Raw genomic sequence first — 23,755 nt, forward strand, 5'->3', positions numbered from 1 at the left:
AGGCGCGCCCGTGGCCGTGCCTGCCCCGGTCACTCCGCCGCGCACGAACTCCCGTTCTTCGGCATCTGCTTGTACAGCAGGAACGCGTCCACCTTGTCCTTCACGCACTTCGAGCCGAAGTAACCGGTGTGCCCGTCACCCCTGTTGTCGAGGACGACGGCGGAGGAGCCGAGCCGCTCGGCGGTCTCCACCGTCCAGCGGTACGGCGTGGCGGGGTCGCCACGGGTGCCGACGAGCAGGAACTTCGGGGTGTCGACGTCGCGTACGTCCTTGCGGATGTAGTCCGTGCCCGCGGGCCGCCCGAAGCAGAGGAGCACGGGCAGCAGCATCGACCTGCCGAAGACGGGCGAGGCCTGCTCGAACTCCTCCTGGAGACGGCCGACTTCCCGCTCCACGCGCTTGGCGCCCGGCCGGTCGGGGTCGTCCGCGCAGTTCACGGCCATGAGCGCGGCGGACGAATTGTCGGCGGGTACCTTCGTACGCCCGCCAAACGCCCGCTGCTCCCCCATCGAGCCGCCCATCCGGAGCAGCGCCCTCGGGTCGCCGTCCGCGAGCAGCGCACCGAGCGCCTGGGACAGGGCGGGCCAGGCCTGCCTGCTGTAGAGCGCGCTGCCGAGCACGCTCACCACGTCCTGGCCGGTGAACTCCTGGCCGTCCATGGACCGCAGCGGATACGCGTCGAGGTCGTCGATGAGCTTGGTCATGGCGTGCCGGGCGTTGCGCGAGTCCTCGCCGAACACACAGCCCGCGTTCTTCGTGCACCACAGCAGGAAGTTGTCCAGGGCGGTCTGCCGCCCCTCCGCGCCGACCAGGCCCTGCTCGGCCACGTCCTCCGTCAGCGTGTCCACGCCGTCGAGCACCATCCGGCCGACCTTCTTCGGGAACTGCGCCGTGTACACCGCGCCGAGCCGCGTCCCGTAGGAGAAGCCCAGGTAGTTGAGCTTCTTGTCGCCGAGGGCCTCGCGCATGACGTCGAGGTCGCGGGAGACGTTCACGGTGCCGATGTGCGGAAGGACGGGGCCGGACTCCTTCGCGCACTTCGCGGCCGTCGCGCGCAGCTCCTTCAGGACCGCGGCGGCGTCGCCGGGGTCCTCCACGTCGTCGCCGGGCTCGGGGTCCCCGCCGCAGCTCACGGGCTCGCTCAGGCCCACACCGCGCGGGTCGAAGCCGACGACGTCATAGCCCTTGCCGACGTAGCCGAAGTCCTTCTTGGCGCCCGCGAGCCCCGCCACGCCCGCGCCGCCGGGGCCGCCGAAGTTCACCAGGAGCGAGCCGCGCTTGTCGCCGCTGGACTTGATCTTCAGGAGCGCGAGGCGGATGGTGCCGCGGCCGGGGTGGGCGTAGTCCAGCGGGACCTCGACCTTGCCGCAGGTGACGTCCTTGTCCTTGGTCACGTCCTCCGACAGGTTCTGCACGTCGGGCTTGCAGGCCGCCCACTTGATCTTCTGCGCGTAGAAGCGCTTGAGGTCCGCCTTCGCGGGCCCGGACGGGTCGGCCGCCGCGGGCAGGCCGGCGACGGCCAGAGCCAGGGCTGCGACGGCGGTGAGCGCGGGTGTGCTGCGCACGGCGACCTCCAAGAGGTGCGGTTCCCCTCCGGTCACCCTAGGCGCCCCCGGCCCGCCCCGCCCGTTCAGCCCAGTCACGCTCCGTGTTCACCGACGGCTCGTCCGGACCCGGCGCCCGCCCCGGGAACGCGCCGGTACGAGCCTTCTCACCACCTCGATCATTCACCGGCCGCCCCCTCGACCGGCCCCCTGACCCCCAAGTAACCTTACTCGGAAGTAAATTCAGCACCGAGCCGGGAGTCCGCCCCATGGCCGACCGCTACGCGACCTTCACCCACACCGCCCCCGGCCGCTTCCTGACCCGCAGACTCGGTCTGCCGCAGCCGGTCCCGCTGCGCCGCTGGTCGCCCCGGCACCCGGCGCTCGAAGGCCCGGTGCTGCTCCTGACGGCGGGCGACATCCCGCTCCCCGGCCTGCACGAGAGCCTCACCCGCACCGGCCTGCCCCCGCACAACGGCCCGCTCGGCAGCCGCCGCCCCGCCGCTGTCGTACTGGACGCGACGGGCGTCAGCACGGTTGCCGCGCTCATGGACGTGCACGCCACGCTGCATCCCGTCGTCCGCTCCATAGCCCCCTGCGGGCGCGTGCTGATCCTGGGCGCGCCCCTCTCCCCCGCCGACCACCACCAGGCGGCGGCGCAGCAGGCCCTCGAGGGCTTCGTCCGCTCCCTCGGCAAGGAGCTGGGCGGGGGCAGGACGGCCCAGCTCGTCCGCACCCCGTCGGCGCCCGCCGCCGAGGCGACGCTGCGCTTCCTGCTCTCGCCGAAGTCGGCGTACGTGAGCGGGCAGGTGGTGGAGGTCGAGGAGATGTCGGGGTACCTGGAGGAAGCTGCCGAGGCCGCCGAAGCCGCCGCCGAGGCCGCCACGGGCGCGGGGCACATGGCGCCCGCCCAGGACGCCGGAGCCCGGACCGACATCACCGCACCGCCCGGCGCGGTAGTCCAACTTCCGCACCCGGCCCGCCCGTTGGCGGGCCGTACCGCCCTCGTGACCGGCGCCGCCCGCGGCATAGGGACGGCCGTGGCGGAGGTCCTGGCCCGCGACGGCGCCCACGTCGTCGTGCTCGACGTACCGGCCGCCGAACCGGACCTGTTCCGCGTCGCCGAGCGCGTCGGCGGCACCGCGCTGCCCCTCGACATCACCGCGGACGACGCGGGCGAGCGGATCGCCGCCGCGCTGCCGGACGGCCTCGGCGTCCTCGTGCACAACGCGGGCGTCACCCGGGACCGCAGGCTCGCCAACATGGCGGCGGACCGCTGGAGTTCGGTCCTCGACGTGAACCTCACGAGCGTGCTGCGCACGACGGACTTCCTGCTGAAGTCCGGCACGGTCCGGCGCGGGGGCCGGATCGTGGCCACGGCGTCCATAGCGGGCCTCGCGGGCAACGCGGGACAGACCAACTACGCGGCGAGCAAGGCGGGCATCGTCGGCCTCGTCCGCTCCCTGGCGCCCCGGGCACTCGCGGAGTACGGCGTGACGGTGAACGCGGTCGCGCCCGGCTTCATCGAGACCCGCATGACCGCGGCCGTCCCGCTGCTCATCCGCCAGGCGGGCCGCCGCATGAACTCCCTGGGCCAGGGCGGGCTCCCCGTCGACGTCGCGGAGACGACGGCGTGGCTGGCGACCGGCGCGGTGAACGGTCAGGTGATCCGGGTCTGCGGGCAGAGCCTGCTCGGCGCGTAGGCCTCGGGGCGCCCGGCCCCAGCCCCGGCCCCAGCCCCAGCCCCAGCCCCAGCCCCAGCGTCCGGCTCCCCGGCGAACAGAAGGGTTCCGTCATGGCCTCGCTCGCGCTCACCCTGCTCCGGGGAGCAGCCCGGTCCCCGTTCAAGCGGCCCCGCCCGGACGGGCCGCTGCCGGGCCCCGTCACGGCCCGCGTCCGGACCGACGTCGACCGCCTCGTGGCGTACGAACGCCTCTGCGGCTTCGCCGCCGGGCAGAGCGCGAGTTCGGGCACGGGCACGGGCCGGAGCACGAACGGCGAAAGGCCGACCGGCGCCGACCCCTTACCCCCCACCTATCCGCACGTCCTCGCCTTCCCCCAGACCATGCGCCTGATGGCGGCCCGCGACTTCCCCCTGCCGCTGCTCGGCCTCGTCCACACGTCCGTGGAGATCGTCCAGCACCGCGCCCCGCTGCCCGAGGAGGACCTGGAACTCACCACGTACGCACGGAGTCTGGCACCCCACCGACGGGGCACCGAGGCGACGATCACCACCAGCGCGACGGTGAACGGCGAGACGGTGTGGGAGTCCCACAGCACGTATCTGTCCCGCCACCGCACGACAGCCGAAAACCCGGAAGCCGACCACCCGGACGCCGACGCCCCAGAAGCCAACCCCCCGGACCGCGCCCCCGCGAAGGCTCCCGGCACCCCCCTCCCCGCCCGCGCCGACTGGCACCTCCCCGCCGACCTGGGCCGCCGCTACGCCGCCGTCTCCGGCGACCGCAACCCCATCCACCTGCACCCGGCGACGGCCCGGCTCTTCGGCTTCCCGCGCGCCATCGCGCACGGCATGTGGACGTTCGCGCGCTGCGTGGCGGAGCACAGCGGCATCGGCACCGGCGACGAACCCCTCTACCTGTCCGCCGAGTTCAGGGCGCCGGTGCTGCTGCCGGGCACGGTGACGTACGCGGCCGAGGGTGCCGCGTTCGAGCTGCGCGGGGCAGCGGCGTCGGGGGGTCGGGTCCACGTCACCGGCTCGGTGACCAGAACCGCCCCTCCATCAGATCGCCGAGACCCGCCCAGGCGAAGTTCATCAGGGTCGCGGCGGCCTGGTTCGCCGACACGGACGGCTCGGTGATGGCCCAGCCCGCGAGTGACTCGGCGGCGCCGACGAGGGCCTGGGCGAGGCCCGCGACCTCGCGGTCGGGCAGGGAGGGGTCCTGACGGGCGGCGCGGGCGGCCTCCGCGATGAGCAGCGTCACGAAGGCCAGGATCTCCTCGCGCATGACGTTGACCTCGGCGGCGAACGGCTCGCCGACCGTGCGGGCCTGGCTGTGCAGGACGGCCCAGGCGTCGGGGTGTTCGGCGGTGTGGGTGAAGAACGCGCGCAGCCCGTCCCAGAGTTGGCGGTCGGCGGGGTCGCCGGGGGTGACCCCGTGCCGGACGGCCTCGATGAGGGCGGCGGCCTCCCGCCGGATGCAGGCGGTGAACAGCTCTTCCTTGGAGTTCAGATACAGGTACACCAGCGGCTTGGAGACCCCGGCCAGCTCGGCGATCTCGTCCATGGAGGCGGCCCGGTAGCCCCGCTGCCCGAACGTGTGCACGGCCGCGTCGAGCATCTGCCGCTCCCGCACGGCCCGCGGCATCCGCTTCTGCCGCACCGGCTTGCCCCCGTTCTTCGCAGCCTGCACGGCCTTCACAGCCCTCACGACCTTCACATCCGACACCCCGGCCCCCGCCTCCCGCACCATCCGTCCACGGATCAGCGTACGGCGGTCCTTCCTGTCGCACGGAGGTCACCCGGAGGCCACCGCACCGCACCGCCCCCAGCCCTACCCGGAACGACCGTGCCCCGCACCGGATTTCCGGTGCGGGGCACGGTTTCGGCCCGATGCCGCTAGGGGGCCGCGCTCACGCGGTGGCGGGCAGCGGCTCGTCCAGCGAGTCCAGCGGGGAGGCCGACGCGTTGTCGTACGCCTCCTTGTCGAGGATGTTCTCGCGGGCGGCGACGACGACCGGGACGAGCGCCTGCCCGGCGACGTTCGTGGCCGTGCGCATCATGTCCAGGACCGGGTCGATGGCGAGGAGCAGACCGACGCCCTCCATCGGGAGGCCGAGGGTGGACAGGGTCAGGGTCAGCATGACCGTGGCGCCCGTCAGACCGGCCGTGGCGGCGGAGCCGACCACCGACACGAACGCGATGAGCAGGTACTCCTTGACGCCCATGTTCACGTCGAAGATCTGCGCGACGAAGATCGCGGCGATCGCCGGGTAGATCGCGGCGCAGCCGTCCATCTTGGTGGTGGCGCCGAAGGGCACCGCGAAGGACGTGTACTCCTTCGGTACGCCGAGACGCTCGGTGACCTTCTGGGTGACCGGCATGGTGCCGACCGAGGAGCGCGAGACGAAGGCCAGCTGGATGGCGGGCCAGGCGCCCTTGAAGAACTGCAGCGGGTTGACCTTGGCGACGAACGCGAGCAGCAGCGGGTACACGCCGAAGAGCACCAGGGCGCAGCCGATGTAGATGTCGGCGGTGAACGTCGCGTACTTGCTGATGAGGTTCCAGCCGTAGTCGGCGATGGCGAAGCCGATGAGGCCGACGGTGCCGATCGGCGACAGCTTGATGACCCACCACAGGGCCGTCTGCAGCAGGGCGAGCACGGCCTCGCTGAGGTCGAGGATCGGCTTGGCCTTCGCGTCGCCGATCTTGAGGACGGCGATGCCCGCGACGGCGGCCATGAAGACGATCTGCAGGACGTTCAGCTCGGTGAACGGCGTGACGACGTCGGTCGGGATGATCCCGGTGAGGAAGTCGATCCAGGAGCCCTCGTTCTCGGGCTTGGCGCCGTCCTTCGGGGTCAGGCCGGTGCCGGCGCCCGGGTTGGTGACGAGGCCGATGACGAGGCCGATCGCGACCGCGATCAGCGACGTGATCATGAACCAGAGGAGCGTGCGGGTCGCGAGCCGGGCGGCGTTGTTGACCTTACGCAGATTGGTGATCGAGATCAGGATGGCGAAGAACACCAGCGGGGCGACGGCCAGCTTCAGCAGGCCGATGAAGGTGTCGCCGACCTTCGAGAGGGTGGTGACCAGCCAGCCGATGTCCTGGCTGCGGGCCAGCCAGCCGAGCAGCACGCCGAGGACCAGACCGCCGAGGATCTGGGCCCAGAAGGGCAGCTTCAGGAACTTGGGTATCCGGAAGCCGGGCTTCGGATCATCGGTGGGGGACGCGGAATTCGCGGACACGGACACACTCCGGGTAATGGCGGGGGACGTGAGGAGCGGCGACCGCGAAGGGTCACGGGCGCCGCTGCAGTGCAGATGTCGAAGTCGTTCAGATGACGCGACAGGCGGCAGAGATGCAGCGGCAGAGATCGACATGCAGGCGCGCCACGAGCGGGACGCTCATGGCATTGCGGTGCGCGGCTGCTGTCTTCATGTCGAACACGTTAACACTTGAACTTTGAGTTCATCAAAGGACTTGTTTGAGGTAGGGGGGACCCCAAGAGTCCCAGAAACAGCGAAACCCCGGTACTGGAGCGGCATGCTCCGGTACCGGGGATTTCTGCGTACGAGACGCGTGTGACGAACCTTACGGCTGCCTTACGACTGGGCTGCCTTACGACTGGGCGGTGCGCGCCGCGTCGTCGGCGGTGTCCTCCTGCGTGCGGTTCCGCTCCAGGCCCGCCTTGACGTTCTCGACCTTGGCCACGACCTTCTCCGAGGCGCGGTCGCGCTCCTTGCGCAGCAGGACGAAGCTGATCGGCGCGGAGACCACCAGGGCGAGCAGCGCCACCCACAGGAGGTTGGAGCCACCGAGGCCGCGCGGTACGACGCCGGTGTAGACGAGGCCCCAGACGACCAAGAAGCAGCCCGCGAAGACCCCGAGGCGCATCAGCGTGTAGCGGAGCATGTCAATCCACTCTTCCGTTCCGAAATAGCCCGAGAGTGCCCGAGCGGGACGAGCCCTTCCAGTGAAGCACGGAACCCTGTCCGGCCCGGAGGGGGGTACGCCCACTGTCCCAGTCAGAGGCGCATCGGCTGGGGGGACTCACGCAGTGCCGGGTCCGGGCCGGCGTACTCGCGGATCGTCTCGTAGCGGGTGTTGCGCTCGACCGGTCGGAACCCGGCCTCGCGGATGAGGTCGAGGAGGTCGTCACGGGTCAGCTTGTTCGGCGTACCGAAGTTGTCCGCGTCGTGGGTGATCTTGTACTCGACGACGGAGCCGTCCATGTCGTCCGCGCCGTGCTGCAGGGCGAGCTGGGCGGTCGCGACGCCGTGCATGACCCAGAAGACCTTGACGTGCGGCACGTTGTCGAAGAGCAGCCGGGAGACGGCGAAGGTCTTGAGGGCCTCGGCCCCGGAGGCCATCTTCGTCCGGGCCTGCAGCTTGTTGCGGACCTTGCCGTCCTTCATGTCGACGAAGTCGTGCTGGTAGCGCAGCGGGATGAAGACCTGGAAGCCCCCGGTCTCGTCCTGGAGCTCGCGCAGCCGAAGGACGTGGTCGACCCGGTGCCGGGGCTCCTCGATGTGCCCGTACAGCATGGTGGAGGGGGTCTTGAGCCCCTTCTCGTGGGCGAGCCGGTGGATCCGGGACCAGTCCTCCCAGTGGGTGCGGTGGTCCACGATGTGCTGCCGGACCTCCCAGTCGAAGATCTCCGCGCCACCGCCGGTGAGCGATTCGAGCCCGGCGTCGATCAGCTCGTCGAGGATCTCCGACGCGCCGAGCCCGGAGATGGTCTCGAAGTGGTGGATCTCGGTGGCCGTGAAGGCCTTGAGGGAGACGTCCGGCAGGGCGGCCTTCAGCTCGCGCAGGGAGCGCGGGTAGTAGCGCCACGGCAGGTTCGGGTGCAGCCCGTTGACGATGTGCAGCTCGGTGAGGTTCTCGCCCTCCATCGCCTTGGCGAGCCTCACCGCCTCCTCGATGCGCATCGTGTACGCGTCCTTCTCGCCCGGCTTGCGCTGGAAGGAGCAGTAGGCGCAGGAGGCGGTGCACACGTTCGTCATGTTGAGGTGACGGTTGACGTTGAAGTGCACGACGTCGCCGTTCTTGCGGGTGCGCACCTCGTGGGCGAGCCCGCCGAGCCAGGCCAGGTCGTCGGACTCGTACAGGGCGATGCCGTCCTCGCGGGACAGCCGCTCACCGGAGCGGACCTTCTCCTCAAGGTCGCGCTTGAGCCCTGCGTCCATTGCCGTACCTCTTGTTTCTCCGACGACCTGCGACAGACCCGACCAACCGTACCCCCCGGTGGTCAGACCTCCTCGGGGAGCTCCCCGACCCGGTTCTCCCACTTCGTGGAGAGCACGATCGTGGTCCGCGTCCGCGAGACGCCCTTGGTGCCGCTGAGGCGGCGGATGGTCTTCTCGAGGCCGTCCACGTCGGAGGCCCGCACCTTGAGCATGTACGAGTCGTCGCCCGCGATGAACCAGCAGTCCTCGATCTCGTGCAGGTCCCGAAGGCGTCGCGCCACGTCCTCGTGGTCGGCGGCGTCGGACAGCGAGATGCCGATCAGCGCGATGACGCCGAGGCCGAGGGACGCGGAGTCGACCGTCGCGCGGTAGCCGGTGATGACGCCGGCCGCCTCCAGGCGGTTGATGCGGTCGGTGACGCTGGGGCCGGAGAGGCCGACGAGGCGCCCGAGCTCGGCGTAGGAGGCGCGGCCGTTCTCGCGCAGAGCCTGGATGAGCTGCCTGTCCACGGCGTCCATAGGTCGAAGCCTTTCATTATTTAGCGTTTTCTCGAGTCTACGTGTAGAATCTAAGGCGTAACAGGGTCCAGCCCCTGTGAATCTTTCGGAAACTCAGCAGATCAACGACGATCCTTCGAACTTCAGGAGAGTGTTTCCCCGTGTACACGATCGAGATGGCCTACGCCCGTATGCGCGAGCTGCAGGATCTGGCCAACCGCTCGCGTGCCCACCAGTCCCCGACCGCCGCGCGCAAGGCGGGCAAGAAGCCGCGCGCCGCGAAGAAGCGCTAAGCGCCACCGGGGCCGTCCTCGGCCGGCCGGGAGCCACCCGCTCCCGACGCACCGCCGAGTTCGCCCTCCCACCGGCGGTACAGCTGGTGCGGCACCCCCGCCGCGTCGAGCACCCGCCCGGCGACGAAGTCCACCAGATCCTGGATGTGCGTCGCCCCCGCGTAGAACGCCGGAGAGGCGGGCAGCACGACCGCGCCCGCCTCGTCCAGGCCCACCAAGTGCTTCAGCGTCTGCCCGTTCAGCGGGGTCTCCCGCACGCAGACGACGAGCCGCCGCCGCTCCTTGAGCGTCACGCTCGCCGAGCGCTGCAGCAGATCCTTCGAGAGCCCGAGCGCCACCCCGGCCACGCACGCCGTGGACGCCGGGACGATCAGCATCCCCTTCGTCGCGTACGACCCGGATGACGGCCCCGCCGCGAGATCACCCGCGGCCCAGTACCGCACGTCGTCCGTGCGCACCCGGAACGTCCCTGGCTTGCCGTCGGCGCCGCGCGCCAGCCACTCGCCGAGGTCGCCCTGCCAGTGCGCGTCCCGGAACGAGATGCCCGTCTCGTCGAGCAGCGTGAGCCGCGAGGCCCGCGACACCACGAGGTCCACGCTCTCCCCCGCGGCGAGCAATCCCCGCAGGACCGAAGCGGCGTACGGCGTACCGGACGCACCGGACACCCCCACGATCCAAGGCCTACGCTGCGTATCTCCTGCATTCACACTGTGAAGCCTATCCATGGGCGCCCGCGCCCGCCCACGGCCCGTCAGACAGTCAGGCCGCGGACGAGCAGGTCGAGCAGGGCGCAGGCGAACAGGGCGATCCCGATGAAGCCGTTGACCTGGAAGAAGGCGCGGTTGAGGCGGGAGAGGTCGTGCGGCCGCACGATGTTGTGTTCGTAGACGAAAGCACCCGCGACGACGACCAGACCGAGCCAGAAGAACGCGCCCGCGCCGGTCTCCAGGGCGTACCAGACGAACAGCGCCGTGGTGACGAAGTGGCAGCCGCGCGCGCCCCAGATGGCCGCCGGGATGCCGAAGCGCGCGGGCACGGACATGACGCCGACCTCGCGGTCGGTGTCCACGTCCTGGCAGGCGTAGATCAGGTCGAAGCCGCCGATCCACACGCCCACCGCGAGCCCCAGGATGACGGCCGTCCACGACCACTCGCCGGTGATCGCGAGCCAGGCGCCGATCGGGCCCATGGCCTGCGCGATGCCGAGGATGGCCTGCGGGAAGTTCGTGAACCGCTTGCCGTACGGATAGACGACCATCGGGATCACCGCGATCGGCGCGAGCGCCAGGCACAGCGGGTTGAGCAGCGCGGCGGAGCCGAGGAACACGACGACCGCGATCAGCGCGCCGGTCCAGGCGGACTTCACGGTGACGGCGCCGGTGACCAGCTCGCGGTGCGCGGTGCGCGGATTGCGGGCGTCGATCTCACGGTCGATGATCCGGTTCGCGGCCATGGCGAACGTACGCAGCCCGACCATGCAGATCGTCACGAGCAGCAGCCGCCCCCAGTGGATGTTCTTGTCCCACTGGAACATCGCGGTCAGGGCGGCGATGTAGGCGAAGGGCAGCGCGAAGACCGAGTGTTCGATCATGACGAGGCGCAGGAACGCCTTGGTGCGGCCGGGCTGCTGCGGCAGTGCGGCGGAAGCGGAACTCACAGGCCGTACTCCCTCCAGCGGCGGTCGACTTTCGCCGCCGTCTCCGGGTCGGACTCGACCATGTCGGGCCAGCCTCCGTCCCGGGTGTAGCCCTCCTCGGGCCACTTCTTCGTCGCGTCGATGCCCGCCTTGCCGCCCCAGAACTGCTGGTACGAGGCGTGGTCGAGGTGGTCGACGGGGCCTTCGACGACGCTCAGGTCACGGGCGTAGTCCGTGTTGCCCAGCGCCCGCCACGCCACCTCGTGCAGATCGTGCACGTCGCAGTCGGAGTCCACGACCACGATCAGCTTGGTCAAGGACATCATGTGCGCGCCCCAGATCGCGTGCATGACCTTCTGGGCGTGCTTCGGGTACTTCTTGTCGATCGCGACGATCGCGCAGTTGTGGAAGCCGCCCGCCTCCGGCAGGTGGTAGTCCACGATGTCCGGCACGATGATCTTGAGGAGGGGGAGGAAGAACCTCTCCGTCGCCCGGCCGAGGGGGCCATCCTCCGTCGGCGGGCGGCCGACCACGATCGACTGGAGCAGCGGCCGCTTGCGCATCGTCACGCAGTCGATGGTCAGCGCCGGGAACGGCTCCTGCGGCGTGTAGAAGCCGGTGTGGTCGCCGAAAGGACCCTCGGGCAGCATCTCGCCGGGCTCCAGCCAGCCCTCGATGACGACCTCCGCCTGCGCGGGCACCTGCAACGGCACCGTCTTGCAGTCGACCATCTCGATGCGCTTGCCCTGGAGGAAGCCCGCGAACAGGTACTCGTCGATGTCGCCGGGCAGCGGGGCGGTGGACGCGTACGTCACGGCGGGCGGGCAGCCGAAGGCGATCGCGACGGGCAGTCGCTCGCCCCTCCTCGCCGCCACCTGGTAGTGGTTCCGGCTGTCCTTGTGGATCTGCCAGTGCATGCCGATGGTGCGCTTGTCGTGACGCTGGAGGCGGTAGAGCCCGAGGTTGCGGACGCCGCTCTCGGGGTCCTTGGTGTGGGTGAGCCCCAGATTGAAGAAGGAGCCACCGTCCTTCGGCCAGGTGAAGAGGGCCGGGAGCCGGTCCAGGTCCACGTCGTCGCCGGTGAGCACGACCTCGTGCACCGGCGCGTCCTTCACCTTCTTCGGCGGTACGTGCGCCATCGCGCCGAGCTTGCCGAAGGCCTCGCGCACGCCGACGAAGCCGTGCGGCAGCTCCGGCTTGAGCAGGCCGCCGATCTTCTCGCCGATCTCGCCGTACGACTTCAGGCCGAGGGCCTTGAGCAGCCGACGGTCCGTGCCGAACACGTTCATCGCAAGGGGCATCGCGCTGCCCTTGACGTTCTCGAACAGCAGCGCCGGGCCGCCCGCCTTCTGCACCCGGTCGACGATCTCGCCGACCTCCAGATACGGGTCGACCTCGGCCTTGATGCGCTTGAGATCGCCCTCGCGCTCCAGGGCCCGGAGCAGAGAGCGGAGATCGTCATAAGCCATGCGGTCAAGTATCGGTCACCGGCTACCCTGGCCAGGTCACCGGGTGCGCCCGGCGCCCGCGCTCCGCTTCCTGGAGGATCTCCCGCGCATGCTCAGGTATCTGCCGTTCCTGCTGGTCCTGGCCGTGTGGATCTACGCCTTCATCGACGTCCTGAACACACCCGAGAAGGAAGTCCGGCATCTGCCGAAGGTGGTGTGGGTCATCATCGTGCTCCTCTTCGGCGAGGTGCTGCTGGGGCCCATCGCCTGGTTCGTCACCGGCAAGAAGCGGGCTTCGGCCGGGCGGGGGGACGGGGGTGGGCGTGGCCGTCGGGGTGACTGGGTCGCCCCCGACGACAACCCCGAGTTCCTCCGCGGCCTGGAGAAGGACCGCGACCCACGCGACGACGCCTGACCGGCGTTCCCCATGGGGGCTCCGCCCCCGCTCCCCCCTTGTCGGCGCTCCGCGCCTCGTCCTCAATCGCCGGACGGGCTGAGATCTAGCCGAGGTCGGCCTGAAGGTGCCGGGCTGTTGGGCTGGTGGTGCCAGTTTGGGCGGGTGGGTGGGGGAGAGCCCGTCCGGCGTTTGAGGACGAGGCGCGAAGCGCCGATTCGGCGGGGGACCGTCCCACCTGAACGGGACACCCACCCCCCACGCGGGCAGCATGAGGGCATGACGATCCCCACGATCGACCTGAGGGCCTGGCTCTCCGGTGACCCGGACGCGCGGACGCGGACGGCCGCCGAGGTCAGGGAAACGGTCGACGAAGCACTCCGCACGGCAGGCTTCCTGCTGGTCAAGGGCCACGGCGTGGACCCCGGCCTACGGACAGCCATCCGCCAGGAAGCCCGCACCTTCTTCCACCTCCCACCCACCACCAAAGAGCGCTACGCGGTGAAGGTCGGCAGCCGCGGCTGGCTGGGCCCGGGCGCGGAGGCCAACAGCTACGCGGAGGGCGCCGCCTCCCCACCCGACCTCAAGGAGTCCTTCTCCTTCGCCGCGGACACCCCCACCGGCGACCCGGAGGTCGACGCGGAGTGGTTCGCCCCCAACACCTGGCCCCGGGAAACCCCGGGCCTGCGCGCCGACGTGGAGACGTACCTCGCCCGCATGCGCGCCCTCTCCGACGCGCTCCTCGAACTCCTCGCCGTCGTCCTCGGCGAACCGGAGGACTTCTTCACCCGGCACACGAACAACCCCACCTGGGGCTTCAACATCAACTGGTACCCCGGCAGGGACGTACTCGGCGAACCGGAGCCGGGCCAGTTCCGCATCGGCCCGCACACGGACTTCGGCACGGTCACGGTCCTCGACCGGCAGGCGGGCCGCGGCGGTCTGCAGGTGTTCACGGACGCCGACGGCTGGCAGGACGCGCCGCACGACCCGGAGGCGTTCACCATCAACGTCGGTGACCTGATGGCGCGTTGGACGTCGGGCCGCTGGCGCTCGGGCCGACACCGTGTGCTCCCGCCCCCGGCGGACGCCCCGGCGGAGGAGCTGATGTCGCTGGTGTACTTCTACGAGTGCGACCCGGGCACGGATGTGCGCGGCACGGACTCGCACGTGTATCTGCGGGCGCAGTTGGACGCGATCACGATGGACTAGCGGGGACGGGCCGAGCGTCCCCCTCGGCCCGCCGGTCCACCACCGGTCAGTCCCCGCGCAGCACCAGTTCGAGCAACCCTGGGAACCGCGCGTCGAACTCCTCCCGCCGCAGCCGGTTGACCCGCCGCGCCCCCTCGTCCCGCTGCTCGACGAGCCCCGCCGCGCGCAGCGCGGCGAAGTGGTGGCTGAGCGCGGCCTTCCCGACGGGCACGTCGAAGCTGCCGCAGGCCCGCGTCCAGTCCCGCGAGGCCGCCAACTCCCGTACGAGATACATCCGTACGGGATCGGCGAGGGCGGCGAGCGCCTCCTGCACGGTGACGTCCGCGAGCCGCGCGTGCACCGGCGCCGCACGATGACCCGCGCCCGACGCCCTCGACGCCCTCGACGCGTCCGGCGCCCCCGTCACGCCCGACGCCCTCTTCGCGCCCGTCGCACCCTTCGCGCTCGCCACGCCGCACCGCCTCCCCGCTCGCCCCCACTTGCCGAGTGTTCGATCCAAACCATACAGTCCCGAGTGTTCAATGCGGATCGAACACCCGGAGGCACCCCCATGCGCGCAGTCCAGCTCCACGAATTCGGCGGCCCCGACGTCCTGCGGGCCGTCACGGCGGACGTCCCCGAGCCGGGCCACGGCCAGGTCACCATCGACGTCGCGTACACCGGCGTGAACTTCGCCGACCTCAAGGCCCGCGCCGAGGGCTACCGCGTGCCGCGGCTGCCGTTCGTGCCGGGCCTGGAGGTGTCAGGGCGGGTCCGGGCGGTGGGCGCGGGCGTCGCGGGCCTCGCCGTGGGACAGCAGGTGGCCGCACTGACGGCGGGCGGCGCCTACGCCGAGGTCGCGCTCGCCGAGGCCACGACCACCTTCCCGCTGCCGCCCGGCGTGGGCCTCCGCACCGCCGCCACCCTGCCCACGGTGCTGCCCACGGCCCACGCCCTGCTGCACGAGGTGGGCAGGGTGCGCGCGGGCGAGACGGTCCTGGTGCAGGGCGCGGCGGGCGGTGTCGGCACCGTGGCCGGGCAGTTGGCGAAGGCGGCGGGGGCCAGGGTGTTCGGGGTGGTGTCGGGCGCGGCGAAGGCCGCGTACGCGCGCGAGCACGGCTACGACGAGGTGTTCGTCGGCGACGGCTTCGCCGAGGCGGCCCGCGCGGCCACCGGCGGCCGGGGCGTGGACCTCGTCCTCGACCCGGTCGGCGGCGACACGTTCCGCGCGGGCCTGGCGGCGCTCGCGGTCTTCGGCCGCCTCGTCTCCTTCGGCAACGCCAGCTCCGCCGAGCCGTGGCGGCTGGGGCAGGCCGAGCTGTACCCGGGGGCGCGGTCGGTGGCCGGTTTCTCGATCCTGACGCTGGCCCAGACGGCGCCCGAGGTCCTGCGGGAGCTCGCCGGGCGCGCCTTCCGCACCGTCGCCGACGGCACCGTGGCGCTGCCGGTCACCGCCGAGTTCCCGCTGGCGGAGGCCGCGCGGGCGCACGAGCTGATGGGCGGCCGCACGACTACGGGCAAGCTGCTGCTGCGCGTCGGCGAGGCGATCGGGGCCGACCGGGTCCACGACGGCCGGGCCCACGGCGACCAGCGGCAGCCGACGACCACCGGCGGCAACTAGTCGTAGCTGCGCCGCAGTTCCTGGAACCGCTCCGAACTCCACGTCGACCAGTCCATCGGCCGCCCGGCCAGCGCCTGCGCCAGGTACTCGAAGTGCTGGTGCCACCCGGCGAGGCAGTCCCGCCGCAGCGAGTCGTCGCCGACCATCTCGTTGGTGAACCGCAGCGCCGTCCGCCCGGTGCCCGCGGGCTCCAGGTGGAACCGGCACCGCCCGTGCAGGTCGACCGTGTACTCGGCGACGACGTCCGGGTCCCACGCGGTGACGTGCCCCGAGTGCGTGGCCGCCGCCGGATCGGGGCCCGGGGACGGAGTCCCCTGATCGGACACAGTGAGCCAGCGCAGCGTCACGGCCCCGCCGAGCCTCGGCTCGAACACGTCGGCGGCGGCGAGCCACCCCGGCAGTCCCTCCGGGGTGGCCACCGCCGCCCACACCTCCTCGACCGGGTGGGGCAGGGTCAGCGTCCAGTGGAGCGTGTGCGTGTCCCCGCGTGTCCGGCTCGTCCCGTGTTCGATGACTTCGCCGCTTCCGGCAGCTTCGTTGCTTTCGGTCATGGGCCAAGACTCACGCACACGCCCCCCGGGGTCACGCACCCGGCGGCGTCCCGCTACGGGCGTTCGCCCGCCTTGTCGACGACCTTCCGCTCCAGGACGGCGGTGTCGGCCAACAGGTCGCCCTTCTTGCCGAACGGCTTGTCCTCCGTCAGGACCTCCCGCTCGCCGAGGTACTGCTTGGTCTTCTCGTCGAAGATCAGCTCCTCGCGCACCCCGTCGTCCTCACGGGCGATGGCGACCCCGTGCCGCCCCTCGGCGTCCACCGCGTCCTCGATCAGCTCGACTCCGGGGATCTTCGACGCGGCGAGATAGAGGGCGGCGGCCTGCTTCGGCGGGATGAGCGATTCGCGGGAGAGATCACCGACGAGCGTGAAGGCCTGCTGGTCCGCGCTCTTCTCGCCGCTGCTCTCCCTGCGCAGCCAGTCGAGCATGTTGACCGGATCGGTCGGCAGCTTCTGGAGGTTGCGGTAGTTGGTGTCGGTCGCGACGAGGGGCAGCTCCGGCTCCATCCGCATGTTCTTGTGGTCGTTCACGGGCTCGTGCAGCAGCCCCGTGTGCCTGCCGTCCACGGACATCCAGATCTCCCGCCGGTGCAGCGGGTCGAGACCCTCGTCGGAGCTGAAGGCGACCTTGCTCTTGATGTAGACGAACTGGTCGTCCCGGACGTTCTTCGGCGCGGGCGAGCGCCGCGCGGCGTCCGCGATGTCCTCCAGCATCTTCACGGTCTCCTTCGACGGCGGTCCGGCCTGGGCCGGTCCGCCGCCGAACGGCGACGCGACGAGGACGCCCGCCGCGACGGCGGCGGCCACCGCGCCCGCGACGAGCGCGGGCCGCAGCCACGGCCTCCGCCGCCGGGGGGCGGGCCCGGGGGCCCCGGAGGTCTCGGTCTCGGTCTGCCGGATCTCGGTCATCAGGTGCTCCTTGAGCAGAAGGTGACGGCCCGGCGGGAGGTCCCGCTCGCTCGGAGACGGGAAGGTCGGGAAGTCGGGTTCGGCTTCGGACTTCATCGGTTTCCCTCCTGGATGGGCCTGACCGCGGTCGCGCGGTCATCTCTCACCTGTCCGCGCCCTTTAGGCGTTTCCATCGCTTTCGCGAGTTTTGTACGGGCCCGGGAGAGCCGCGAACGTACCGTCCCCACCGGAATGCCGAGCGCCACGGCCGCCGCCTCGTACCCGAGCCCCGACCACACGCACAGCGCGAGGACCTCCCGCTCGGCCCGGCGCAGCTTCGCGAGGGCCGTCCGCACGAGGGCGAGTTGCTCGGTGTCGTCGATGCGCCCCGCGACCTCGTCGGCGAAGTCGGCGACGGACTCGTCGCGCGGGAGCCGGGCCATCGCGGCCGTGTGGCGGCGGGCGGCGCGCCGCTGGTTGCGGGTCACGTTCGTGGCGATGCCGAGCAGCCACGGACGCAGTGAGCCGCCGTCGACGTCCACTTTCTCCCGCAGCCGCCACGCCTCCAGGAACGTCAGCGACACGATGTCCTCGGCCGCCGACCAGTCGCCCGTCAGGCGGTAGGCGTGGTTGTAGACGGAGCGGGCATAGGTGTCGAAGAGCTCACCGAAGGCGTCGGGGTCCGAGCCCCGGATCCGTACGCGCGTCTGCCGCCGTTGTGCCGCGAGTTCCCCCTGATTCGTCTCCACGCCCTCTCATCTGTCCATACGGAAGGGGCCGGTTCCCGTGACCCACGTCACGGAAACCGGCCCCTGTCGGCCGCCGGATCAGACCCCGGCGTACGAGTGCTTGCCGCTCACGAAGATGTTGACGCCGTAGTAGTTGAACAGCCAGCAGCCGAAGGCGATCAGGGCCAGGTAGGCGGCCTTGCGGCCCTTCCAGCCGGCCGTGGCGCGGGCGTGCAGGTAGCAGGCGTACGCCACCCACGTGATGAACGACCAGACCTCCTTGGGGTCCCAGCCCCAGTAGCGGCCCCAGGCGTCGCCCGCCCAGATGGCGCCCGCGATGATCGTGAACGTCCACAGCGGGAAGATCGCCGCGTTCATGCGGTACGTGAACTTGTCGAGCGAGGCCGCCGCGGGCAGTCGCTCCATCACGGAGGTCGCGAAGCGGCCGGGCTTCCCGCCGGCCTGCAGCTTGGCCTCGTAGCTGTCCTTGAAGAGGTACGCGCCGGTGGAGACCGCGCCGACGTAGAACGCGGCGCCGCAGAAGATCGCCGTGGACACGTGGATCCACAGCCAGTACGAGTGCAGCGCCGGGACCAGCTGGTCGGACTCGGTGTACAGGACGGTGACCGCGAGGCCGAGGTCGAGGAGGACCGAGGTGATCAGCGGCAGGCCGATCCAGCGGACGTTCTTCTTCAGCGCGAGCAGCGTCAGGAAGACGCCGACGGCCACCGAGGAGAAGGTGATGTTGAACTCGTACATGTTGCCCCACGGGGCACGCTGCACCGACAGGGCGCGGGTGACGACACCGCCCACCTCGATGAGGAAGCCGAGGGCGATGAAGGAGACCGCGATCCGGCCGTAGAGGTCGCCCTGTTCGTCACCGGCGGCGGCACCGGGGCCGTCCGGCACGTCGCGGCTGCCCGCGGCGGCGCGGGTGACGACCTTCGGGGCCTCCTTGGCGGCGGCCTTCGGGCGCTCAAGGGTGGCCGTGCCGCCCTTGGCCCGCACGGTGACGGCAGGAGCCGACGCCTTGGCGGCGGACTCGTCGGCCTGCTCCGACTGCTCGGTGAGCGCGGCGGCCGTACGGGCGACCTTGCTGCGGCTGCCGAACAGCCACTCCGCCATGAGCGCGAAGAAGGCCAGCAGATAGACGCCCATCGCGGAGTAGATCAGCACGTTGCTGATGTGCGCGAGGTTCTCGTTCGGCTCGGCGGCGAGGGTGGTGGCGAGAGTCACTTCTCAGCCCCTTCGGCAGGAACAACATCGGGGGTGGGGTCGGGGTCGGACGGAGTGTCGGCCTCGGGGTCGGTCTTGGCTTCGGCGGGCTCGGGGTCCGCGTCGGGTGCGCTCGGCGCCTGTTCGTGCAGCTGCGCGGCCAGCGCGCCCAGCTCCTCGGGCACCTTGGCGGACTCGCTGCGGCCGAGGCCCGCCATCTCCACGACGGTGACGCCGTCGGCACCCGTCGTGGCCCGCACCCACACGCGGCGGCGCTGGATGAACAGGGATCCGGCGAGGCCCGCGATGGCGGCGATGGCGCCGCCGAGCGCCCAGCTGCTGCCGGGCTCCTGCGAGATCTGGAAGGTCGCCCACTGCTTGAGCTCCTTCTCGAAGGTGATCGACCCGGCGCCGTTCGGCAGCTTCATGGTCTCGCCGATCTTGAGCCGCTTCTTCAGCAGCTCGCCCTTCGCGTCCTTGAACTTCTTCATCTTCCGCGTGTCCAGCTGGTACACGTTCTGCGGAACACCGGAGTCCACACCGAGGCTGCCGTGGTACGCCGACAGCGCGAGCCGCGGATTGAAGGGCGCGGGGAACTGGGAGAACATCTGGCCGTTGCCCTCACCGGCGAAGGTCGGCACGAAGAAGGCGTTGAAGCCCAGCTGTTCCTTCTTGCCGTCCTTGTTGCGGTAGCCGTCGAGGATCTTGATGGCGCCGGTGGCCGTGCCCATCGAGTCGATGGGAAGCAGCGGCACGGAGACCCGCTGGACGACCTTGCCCTTGCCGTCGCGGACGGTGACGGTGGGCGCGTAGCCGTGGCCGATGAGGTAGACCTTCGAGCCGTCGACCTCGAGCGGCTCGTTGACCTCGATGGCCTTCTTCTTCTCCGGCCCGTGGGCGCCCTCGCTGTAGGTGACGTGCGCCTTGTACGTGCGGGCCGTGCCGCGCTCGGGGCCCGACATCTCGTACGAGCCCTCGAAGCGGTCCAGCTTGAAGCTGAAGGGCGCGAGGTCGTCGGTGTCGAAGAGGCTGCCCGACTTGAAGTCGTCGTACTGCGTGAGGGTGTTGGAGAAGCCGTCGCCCTCCATGATCAGCTTGCCGCCCTCGGACTTGAAGAGCTGTCCGGCGGCGAAGGCGAGCAGGAGCACGATGAGCGCGATGTGGAAGGACAGGTTCCCGGCCTCGCGGAGGTAGCCCTTCTCGGCGGCGACGGAGCCGCCGACCTGGTGCGAGCGGAAGCGCCGCTGCTTCAGGAGCCGCTGCGCCGCCTCGTGCACCTCGTCGGGCGTGGCCTCGGTGCGCCACGTCGTGTACGCGGGCAGCCGGGTGAGCCGCTTGGGCGCCGCCGGGGGGCGGCCGCGGAGCTGGCCGACGAACTGCCAGGTGCGCGGCACGATGCAGCCGATGAGCGAGACGAACAGCAGGATGTAGATCGCGGAGAACCACACCGAGCTGTAGACGTGGAACAGGCCCAGCTTGTCGTAGAGCGGCCCGAGCGTGGTGTGGGCCGCCTTGAAGTCCTCGACCTTCAGCGCGTCGGGGTTCTCCTGCGGGATCAGCGAGCCCGGGATCGAGCCGAGGGACAGCAGCAGGAGCAGGAGCAGCGCGACCCGCATGGAGGTCAGCTGCCGCCAGAACCAGCGGATCCAGCCGATGACGCCCAGCGCGGGCATGCCGGGACCGGGCGCGGAGCCCGCGGCGTCGTCGAGGGGGGCGGTGGAGAGCTGGGCGCTCGCGGCGCCGAGTTCGTCCTGGGCGCCGGGCGCGTCCTGCGCGGCGCCGTTCTTGGTGTCGGTCTCGGTCTTGCTCATGGATCAGATCCCCACCGTGAAGCCCCTGGACCAGACTTGCATCTCCTGCACGAGGCCCTCCCAGACACCGGTCAGCATCAGCAGTCCGGTCGCGATCATCATGATGCCGCCGACGCGCATCACCCAGACGTAGTGGCGCTTGACCCAGCCGAAGGCACCGAGCGCCTTGCGGAAGGCGATGGCGGCGAAGATGAAGGGCAGCCCGAGTCCCAGACAGTACGCGACGTTCAGTATGGCGCCGCGGCCGGCGGTCGCCTGGTCGATGGCGAGCGCGTTCACGGACGCGAGCGTCGGGCCCACGCACGGCGCCCAGCCGACGGCGAACAGCGCGCCGATCAGCGGCGCCCCGGCGAGTCCGGTGGCGGGCTTCTTGTGGAAGCGGAACTCGCGCTGCGAGAGCCACGGCATCAGGCCCATGAAGAACAGCCCGAGGGCGATCATCAGGACGCCGAGCACCCTGTTGATGACGCTCTGGTAGTCCTGCAGGTTCTGTCCGAAGTAGCCGAAGAGCGCGCCGGTGGAGACGAAGACGGCGGTGAAGCCGAGTACGAAGAGACCGGCGCCCGCGGCCATCCGTCCGCGCCGGGCGTCGGCGAGGTCGGTGCCGCTGACGCCGGTGACGTAGCTGAGGTAGCCGGGCACGAGCGGCAGCACACAGGGCGAGAAGAACGAGATGAGGCCGCCGAGCAGCGCGATCGGCAGGGCGAGCGCGAGGGTGCCGCTGTAGACCGTCTGGTTCATCTCGCCCGGCTGGGCGGCAAGGGTCAGGAGGGACGCGGAGGTGGACACGGCGCTCACTTCTCCGCGACCAGGGGCTCGACCATCTTGCGCAGCTTCTCCTCGTTGAGGGGCTGCTGGGAGCGCGCCGCGATCTTCCCGTCCCGGTCGATGACGATCGTGGAGGGGATGAACTGCGGGTTCAGCGTGCCCTTGGGGAAGCGCAGCATCAGCTTGCCCATCGGGTCGTACAGGCTCGGGTAGGTGACCTTGTAGTCCTTCTCGAAGGAGATCGCCGGGCCCTTCTCGGGGTCACGGGCGTTGATGCCGACGAACTGGACGTCGTCCTTGGTGTCGGCGGCGACCTTCACGAAGTTCGGTGCCTCGGCGCGGCAGGGCGGGCACCAGGAGCCCCAGACGTTCAGGACGACGACCTTGCCCTTGTAGTCGTCGATGCTGAGCTGCTTGCCGTCGAGGGTCTTGCCGTCGATGGCCGGGGCGTCGTGCCGGTCACCCTGCTTGACGGTGGCGATGCCGTCCTTGCCGGTGACGAAGTTCGTCTTGCCCGAGCCGCCGGAGGTGCCGCCCGAGCCACACGCCGACAGCGTCAGCGCGGCCGCCGCGGCGCCCGCCGCCAGCAGCGTCGCACGACTGCGACGGCTGCGGACGCTTCGGCGGAGGCTGCGGTTCTGGCTGCGGGGGGCGCGGCGGGCGGCACTCATGTGAAAAGTTTCGCATGCCCGTTCCGGGGATCTTCGACGCCCCCCGCAGTAGCGGAAAGTCCCATTTCAGGCCGCGTTGCCGGTGTCCTCGCCCGCGTCGCCCTGACCGGCCGAGGAGCCGCCCGACAGGTAGCTCTTCCAGCCACCGGCCGGCTTCTGGCCGACCTCCAGGCCGCGCAGCTTGGCGAGGACATCCGGCTTCTGCACGTCCAGCCAGTCCACGAACTGCTTGAAGGACACCAGGCGTACGTCCTTCTTCCCGGCCATGCCCTTGAGGGCCTCCTCGACGGCGTCCATGTAGATGCCGCCGTTCCACTCCTCGAAGTGGTTGCCGATGAAGAAGGGCGCCCGGTTGGACTCGTAGGCGCGCTGGAAGCCCTTGAGGTAGGCCTGGGTGGCCTGCTTGCGCCAGCCCGGGTAGTTGGACGGCGGGGCCTTCGTGGAGTTCTTCGACTGGTTGGCGAGGATGTTGTAGTCCATCGAGAGGACCTCGAAGGTGTGGCCGGGGAACGGCACGGCCTGCAGGGGCAGGTCCCAGATGCCCATCTTCTTGTCCGGCCACTTCTGGCGGCCGCCCGGCGAGGAGGCGTCGTAGCGCCAGCCGAGCTTCTTGGCGGTCGGCAGCAGGTTGTCCTGGCCGAGCAGGCAGGGGGTGCGGCCGCCGACGAGTTCCTTCTCGTAGTCGAAGGGCAGCGGCTCCAGGTCCTTCCAGCCGGTGTTGGTGCGCCACTTCGTCACGAACGACTTCGCCTGGTCGATCTCGGACTGCCACTGGGCGGGCGTCCAGTTGGCCACGGAGCCGGTGCCCGCGCAGAAGTGCCCGTTGAAGTGCGTGCCTATCTCATGGCCCTCCAGCCAGGCCTGGCGCACGTACTTCAGGGTGTCCTTGATGTGGCCGTCGGTGAGGTAGCCGATGTCGGAGGCGCCGACGCCGTTGTTCGGCGGCCGGTAGAGCCGCTTCTTGGACTCGGGGAGCAGGTAGAGCCCGGAGAGGAAGAACGTCATCCCCGCGTCGTGCTCCTTCGCCAGCTTCAGGAAGCGCGGGAACAGACCGTTGCCGACCTCACCGGCACCGTCCCAGGAGAAGACGACGAACTGCGGCGGGGTCTCGCCGGGCTCCAGCGGGCGCGGCTTCTCGGGCTGGTTCGGCTGCTTGCCCGTGAAGGCGGTGGAGCCGTCACCGATGGGCTTGGCCGGGCGGCTCGGCGTACCCGGCTTCCCGGCGCCCTTGGCGTTGTCCGCGCCCGATCCCGAGTCGCCGGAACCGGAGCCGCAGGCCGAAAGGCCGATGGCCGCCGCCGCGCCGGCACCCAGGCCGAGCGCGCCCCGGCGACTCAGGGAGGTCCGGCGCATCGCCGGTACTCCGCGTCCCCGGTCCGTGCGGCTGTCGTCGCGCATTCCAACCCCATTCGTCGCGCTTTTGGTCCTCCTGGCTGAAGGACAACCCCTTAGAGGGTGCGACGAAGACCCGGGTTCCGAACAGGAGGGTCAATATGGGGTCTATTACAGAGAAGAGACATTCGGCATCATAGGGTGTTCGCCCAATTACCCGCCGCACACAGCGAACACACAGCCAACGGATAGCGAACACCCGGCGTGACAGAGGCGCCCCGAAAGGGGTGCG

At 70.6% G+C, this 23,755-nt stretch carries 24 protein-coding genes; 6 read left to right on the top strand and 18 right to left on the bottom strand.

All coding sequences use genetic code 11. The features are described 5' to 3' along the window. Positions 1-29: 29 nt before the first annotated feature. On the bottom strand, positions 30-1,565 hold the full coding sequence (locus tag ACFVHO_RS26635) for an alpha/beta hydrolase (RefSeq protein WP_385719502.1): 1,536 nt from the start codon (positions 1,563-1,565) through the stop codon (positions 30-32). Positions 1,566-1,813: 248 nt separating this feature from the next. Here ACFVHO_RS26635 and ACFVHO_RS26640 point away from each other — a divergent pair, with 248 nt between their 5' ends. Further along, a complete protein-coding gene (locus ACFVHO_RS26640; protein WP_385719505.1) occupies positions 1,814-3,247 on the top strand; it encodes a 3-oxoacyl-ACP reductase in 1,434 nt (477 codons plus the stop codon). Positions 3,248-3,339: 92 nt separating this feature from the next. Further along, positions 3,340-4,365 (top strand): MaoC family dehydratase, encoded by a 1,026-nt coding sequence (locus ACFVHO_RS26645; RefSeq protein WP_385719508.1) that lies wholly within the window; start codon positions 3,340-3,342, stop codon positions 4,363-4,365. Here the strand turns inward: ACFVHO_RS26645 and ACFVHO_RS26650 are convergent. The 5 genes from ACFVHO_RS26650 to ACFVHO_RS26670 all read right to left on the bottom strand — a co-directional run bounded on the left by ACFVHO_RS26650 (position 4,256) and on the right by ACFVHO_RS26670 (position 8,935). Continuing rightward, on the bottom strand, positions 4,256-4,873 hold the full coding sequence (locus ACFVHO_RS26650; protein WP_385719688.1) for a TetR/AcrR family transcriptional regulator: 618 nt from the start codon (positions 4,871-4,873) through the stop codon (positions 4,256-4,258). The two genes, ACFVHO_RS26645 and ACFVHO_RS26650, sit on opposite strands and share 110 nt — an antisense overlap. A 265-nt stretch (positions 4,874-5,138) precedes the next feature. Then, the gene (locus ACFVHO_RS26655; protein ID WP_385719510.1) at positions 5,139-6,473 is read right to left on the bottom strand and encodes a dicarboxylate/amino acid:cation symporter; all 1,335 of its coding nucleotides are present in this window, start codon (positions 6,471-6,473) and stop codon (positions 5,139-5,141) included. A 373-nt stretch (positions 6,474-6,846) separates the two neighbouring features. After that, entirely contained in the window at positions 6,847-7,140 is a 294-nt protein-coding gene (locus ACFVHO_RS26660) for a DUF4229 domain-containing protein (protein ID WP_289947256.1), read from the bottom strand. A gap of 113 nt (positions 7,141-7,253) precedes the next feature. Then, positions 7,254-8,417 carry an aminofutalosine synthase MqnE gene (mqnE, locus tag ACFVHO_RS26665; RefSeq protein WP_385719513.1) on the bottom strand — a complete coding sequence of 388 codons (1,164 nt, stop codon included), beginning with the start codon at positions 8,415-8,417 and terminating at the stop codon, positions 7,254-7,256. Positions 8,418-8,479: 62 nt separating this feature from the next. Further along, complete coding sequence (locus ACFVHO_RS26670) at positions 8,480-8,935, bottom strand: Lrp/AsnC family transcriptional regulator (protein ID WP_031192748.1); 456 nt, start codon at positions 8,933-8,935, stop codon at positions 8,480-8,482. 140 nt (positions 8,936-9,075) lie between these two features. Here ACFVHO_RS26670 and ACFVHO_RS26675 point away from each other — a divergent pair, with 140 nt between their 5' ends. Then, the gene (locus tag ACFVHO_RS26675; RefSeq protein WP_267885485.1) at positions 9,076-9,207 is read left to right on the top strand and encodes a hypothetical protein; all 132 of its coding nucleotides are present in this window, start codon (positions 9,076-9,078) and stop codon (positions 9,205-9,207) included. Here the strand turns inward: ACFVHO_RS26675 and ACFVHO_RS26680 are convergent. The 3 genes from ACFVHO_RS26680 to ACFVHO_RS26690 are packed head-to-tail and all read right to left on the bottom strand — an operon-like array spanning position 9,204 to position 12,312. Beyond that, complete coding sequence (locus tag ACFVHO_RS26680) at positions 9,204-9,932, bottom strand: UbiX family flavin prenyltransferase (RefSeq protein ID WP_385719516.1); 729 nt, start codon at positions 9,930-9,932, stop codon at positions 9,204-9,206. The genes ACFVHO_RS26675 and ACFVHO_RS26680 overlap by 4 nt on opposite strands. Before the next feature lie 26 nt (positions 9,933-9,958). Beyond that, positions 9,959-10,864, bottom strand: coding sequence for a menaquinone biosynthesis prenyltransferase MqnP (mqnP, locus tag ACFVHO_RS26685; protein WP_385719519.1), 906 nt, complete (start codon positions 10,862-10,864; stop codon positions 9,959-9,961). Continuing rightward, complete coding sequence (locus ACFVHO_RS26690; protein ID WP_385719521.1) at positions 10,861-12,312, bottom strand: menaquinone biosynthesis decarboxylase; 1,452 nt, start codon at positions 12,310-12,312, stop codon at positions 10,861-10,863. The genes mqnP and ACFVHO_RS26690 overlap by 4 nt, the downstream gene beginning before the upstream one ends. Positions 12,313-12,400: 88 nt before the next feature. Here ACFVHO_RS26690 and ACFVHO_RS26695 point away from each other — a divergent pair, with 88 nt between their 5' ends. Together ACFVHO_RS26695 and ACFVHO_RS26700 are read left to right on the top strand one after the other, a co-directional pair. Then, positions 12,401-12,706 carry a PLDc N-terminal domain-containing protein gene (locus ACFVHO_RS26695; RefSeq protein WP_385719524.1) on the top strand — a complete coding sequence of 102 codons (306 nt, stop codon included), beginning with the start codon at positions 12,401-12,403 and terminating at the stop codon, positions 12,704-12,706. A 258-nt stretch (positions 12,707-12,964) separates the two neighbouring features. Then, entirely contained in the window at positions 12,965-13,897 is a 933-nt protein-coding gene (locus ACFVHO_RS26700) for an isopenicillin N synthase family dioxygenase (RefSeq protein ID WP_385719527.1), read from the top strand. Between the two features lie 46 nt (positions 13,898-13,943). Here the strand turns inward: ACFVHO_RS26700 and ACFVHO_RS26705 are convergent, their stop codons facing one another. Further along, on the bottom strand, positions 13,944-14,303 hold the full coding sequence (locus ACFVHO_RS26705; RefSeq protein ID WP_385719691.1) for an ArsR/SmtB family transcription factor: 360 nt from the start codon (positions 14,301-14,303) through the stop codon (positions 13,944-13,946). 144 nt (positions 14,304-14,447) lie between these two features. Between ACFVHO_RS26705 and ACFVHO_RS26710 the strand changes: the two genes are divergently transcribed. Next, entirely contained in the window at positions 14,448-15,497 is a 1,050-nt protein-coding gene (locus tag ACFVHO_RS26710) for a zinc-binding alcohol dehydrogenase family protein (protein ID WP_385719530.1), read from the top strand. Here the strand turns inward: ACFVHO_RS26710 and ACFVHO_RS26715 are convergent. From ACFVHO_RS26715 to ACFVHO_RS26750, 8 genes are all read right to left on the bottom strand, one after another. Further along, on the bottom strand, positions 15,494-16,048 hold the full coding sequence (locus tag ACFVHO_RS26715) for an SRPBCC domain-containing protein (protein ID WP_385719533.1): 555 nt from the start codon (positions 16,046-16,048) through the stop codon (positions 15,494-15,496). The two genes, ACFVHO_RS26710 and ACFVHO_RS26715, sit on opposite strands and share 4 nt — an antisense overlap. 53 nt (positions 16,049-16,101) lie before the next feature. Then, the gene (locus tag ACFVHO_RS26720; protein ID WP_385719536.1) at positions 16,102-17,055 is read right to left on the bottom strand and encodes a CU044_5270 family protein; all 954 of its coding nucleotides are present in this window, start codon (positions 17,053-17,055) and stop codon (positions 16,102-16,104) included. Then, positions 17,052-17,687 carry an RNA polymerase sigma factor gene (locus ACFVHO_RS26725; protein ID WP_385719539.1) on the bottom strand — a complete coding sequence of 212 codons (636 nt, stop codon included), beginning with the start codon at positions 17,685-17,687 and terminating at the stop codon, positions 17,052-17,054. The genes ACFVHO_RS26720 and ACFVHO_RS26725 overlap by 4 nt, the downstream gene beginning before the upstream one ends. Before the next feature lie 78 nt (positions 17,688-17,765). Further along, positions 17,766-18,902 (bottom strand): c-type cytochrome biogenesis protein CcsB, encoded by a 1,137-nt coding sequence (gene ccsB / locus ACFVHO_RS26730; RefSeq protein ID WP_385719542.1) that lies wholly within the window; start codon positions 18,900-18,902, stop codon positions 17,766-17,768. Continuing rightward, on the bottom strand, positions 18,899-20,692 hold the full coding sequence (locus ACFVHO_RS26735; RefSeq protein WP_385719545.1) for a cytochrome c biogenesis protein ResB: 1,794 nt from the start codon (positions 20,690-20,692) through the stop codon (positions 18,899-18,901). The genes ccsB and ACFVHO_RS26735 overlap by 4 nt, the downstream gene beginning before the upstream one ends. A gap of 3 nt (positions 20,693-20,695) precedes the next feature. Next, positions 20,696-21,433 carry a cytochrome c biogenesis CcdA family protein gene (locus tag ACFVHO_RS26740; protein WP_385719693.1) on the bottom strand — a complete coding sequence of 246 codons (738 nt, stop codon included), beginning with the start codon at positions 21,431-21,433 and terminating at the stop codon, positions 20,696-20,698. 53 nt (positions 21,434-21,486) lie between these two features. Next, positions 21,487-22,131, bottom strand: a complete 645-nt coding sequence (locus tag ACFVHO_RS26745; RefSeq protein ID WP_385719548.1) for a TlpA family protein disulfide reductase — start codon at positions 22,129-22,131, stop codon at positions 21,487-21,489. Positions 22,132-22,197: 66 nt separating this feature from the next. Beyond that, on the bottom strand, positions 22,198-23,484 hold the full coding sequence (locus ACFVHO_RS26750) for a hypothetical protein (RefSeq protein ID WP_385719551.1): 1,287 nt from the start codon (positions 23,482-23,484) through the stop codon (positions 22,198-22,200). Between the last annotated feature and the right edge of the window lie 271 nt (positions 23,485-23,755).

This window comes from Streptomyces sp. NPDC127108, assembly GCF_042677545.1.
GTDB lineage: Bacteria > Actinomycetota > Actinomycetes > Streptomycetales > Streptomycetaceae > Streptomyces.

Bases quoted from the DNA above. Each gene is read 5' to 3' on its own strand.
- ACFVHO_RS26640 (WP_385719505.1), top strand. From the start codon at position 1,814: ATGGCCGACCGCTACGCGACCTTCACCCACACCGCCCCCGGCCGCTTC.
- ACFVHO_RS26645 (WP_385719508.1), top strand. From the start codon at position 3,340: ATGGCCTCGCTCGCGCTCACCCTGCTCCGGGGAGCAGCCCGGTCCCCG.
- ACFVHO_RS26650 (WP_385719688.1), bottom strand. From the start codon at position 4,873: ATGCCGCGGGCCGTGCGGGAGCGGCAGATGCTCGACGCGGCCGTGCAC.
- ACFVHO_RS26660 (WP_289947256.1), bottom strand. From the start codon at position 7,140: ATGCTCCGCTACACGCTGATGCGCCTCGGGGTCTTCGCGGGCTGCTTC.
- mqnE (WP_385719513.1), bottom strand. From the start codon at position 8,417: ATGGACGCAGGGCTCAAGCGCGACCTTGAGGAGAAGGTCCGCTCCGGT.
- ACFVHO_RS26670 (WP_031192748.1), bottom strand. From the start codon at position 8,935: ATGGACGCCGTGGACAGGCAGCTCATCCAGGCTCTGCGCGAGAACGGC.
- ACFVHO_RS26680 (WP_385719516.1), bottom strand. From the start codon at position 9,932: ATGGATAGGCTTCACAGTGTGAATGCAGGAGATACGCAGCGTAGGCCT.
- ACFVHO_RS26690 (WP_385719521.1), bottom strand. From the start codon at position 12,312: ATGGCTTATGACGATCTCCGCTCTCTGCTCCGGGCCCTGGAGCGCGAG.
- ACFVHO_RS26695 (WP_385719524.1), top strand. From the start codon at position 12,401: ATGCTCAGGTATCTGCCGTTCCTGCTGGTCCTGGCCGTGTGGATCTAC.
- ACFVHO_RS26700 (WP_385719527.1), top strand. From the start codon at position 12,965: ATGACGATCCCCACGATCGACCTGAGGGCCTGGCTCTCCGGTGACCCG.
- ACFVHO_RS26710 (WP_385719530.1), top strand. From the start codon at position 14,448: ATGCGCGCAGTCCAGCTCCACGAATTCGGCGGCCCCGACGTCCTGCGG.
- ACFVHO_RS26715 (WP_385719533.1), bottom strand. From the start codon at position 16,048: ATGACCGAAAGCAACGAAGCTGCCGGAAGCGGCGAAGTCATCGAACAC.
- ACFVHO_RS26720 (WP_385719536.1), bottom strand. From the start codon at position 17,055: ATGAAGTCCGAAGCCGAACCCGACTTCCCGACCTTCCCGTCTCCGAGC.
- ACFVHO_RS26735 (WP_385719545.1), bottom strand. From the start codon at position 20,692: ATGAGCAAGACCGAGACCGACACCAAGAACGGCGCCGCGCAGGACGCG.
- ACFVHO_RS26740 (WP_385719693.1), bottom strand. From the start codon at position 21,433: ATGAACCAGACGGTCTACAGCGGCACCCTCGCGCTCGCCCTGCCGATC.
- ACFVHO_RS26745 (WP_385719548.1), bottom strand. From the start codon at position 22,131: ATGAGTGCCGCCCGCCGCGCCCCCCGCAGCCAGAACCGCAGCCTCCGC.
- ACFVHO_RS26750 (WP_385719551.1), bottom strand. From the start codon at position 23,484: ATGCGCCGGACCTCCCTGAGTCGCCGGGGCGCGCTCGGCCTGGGTGCC.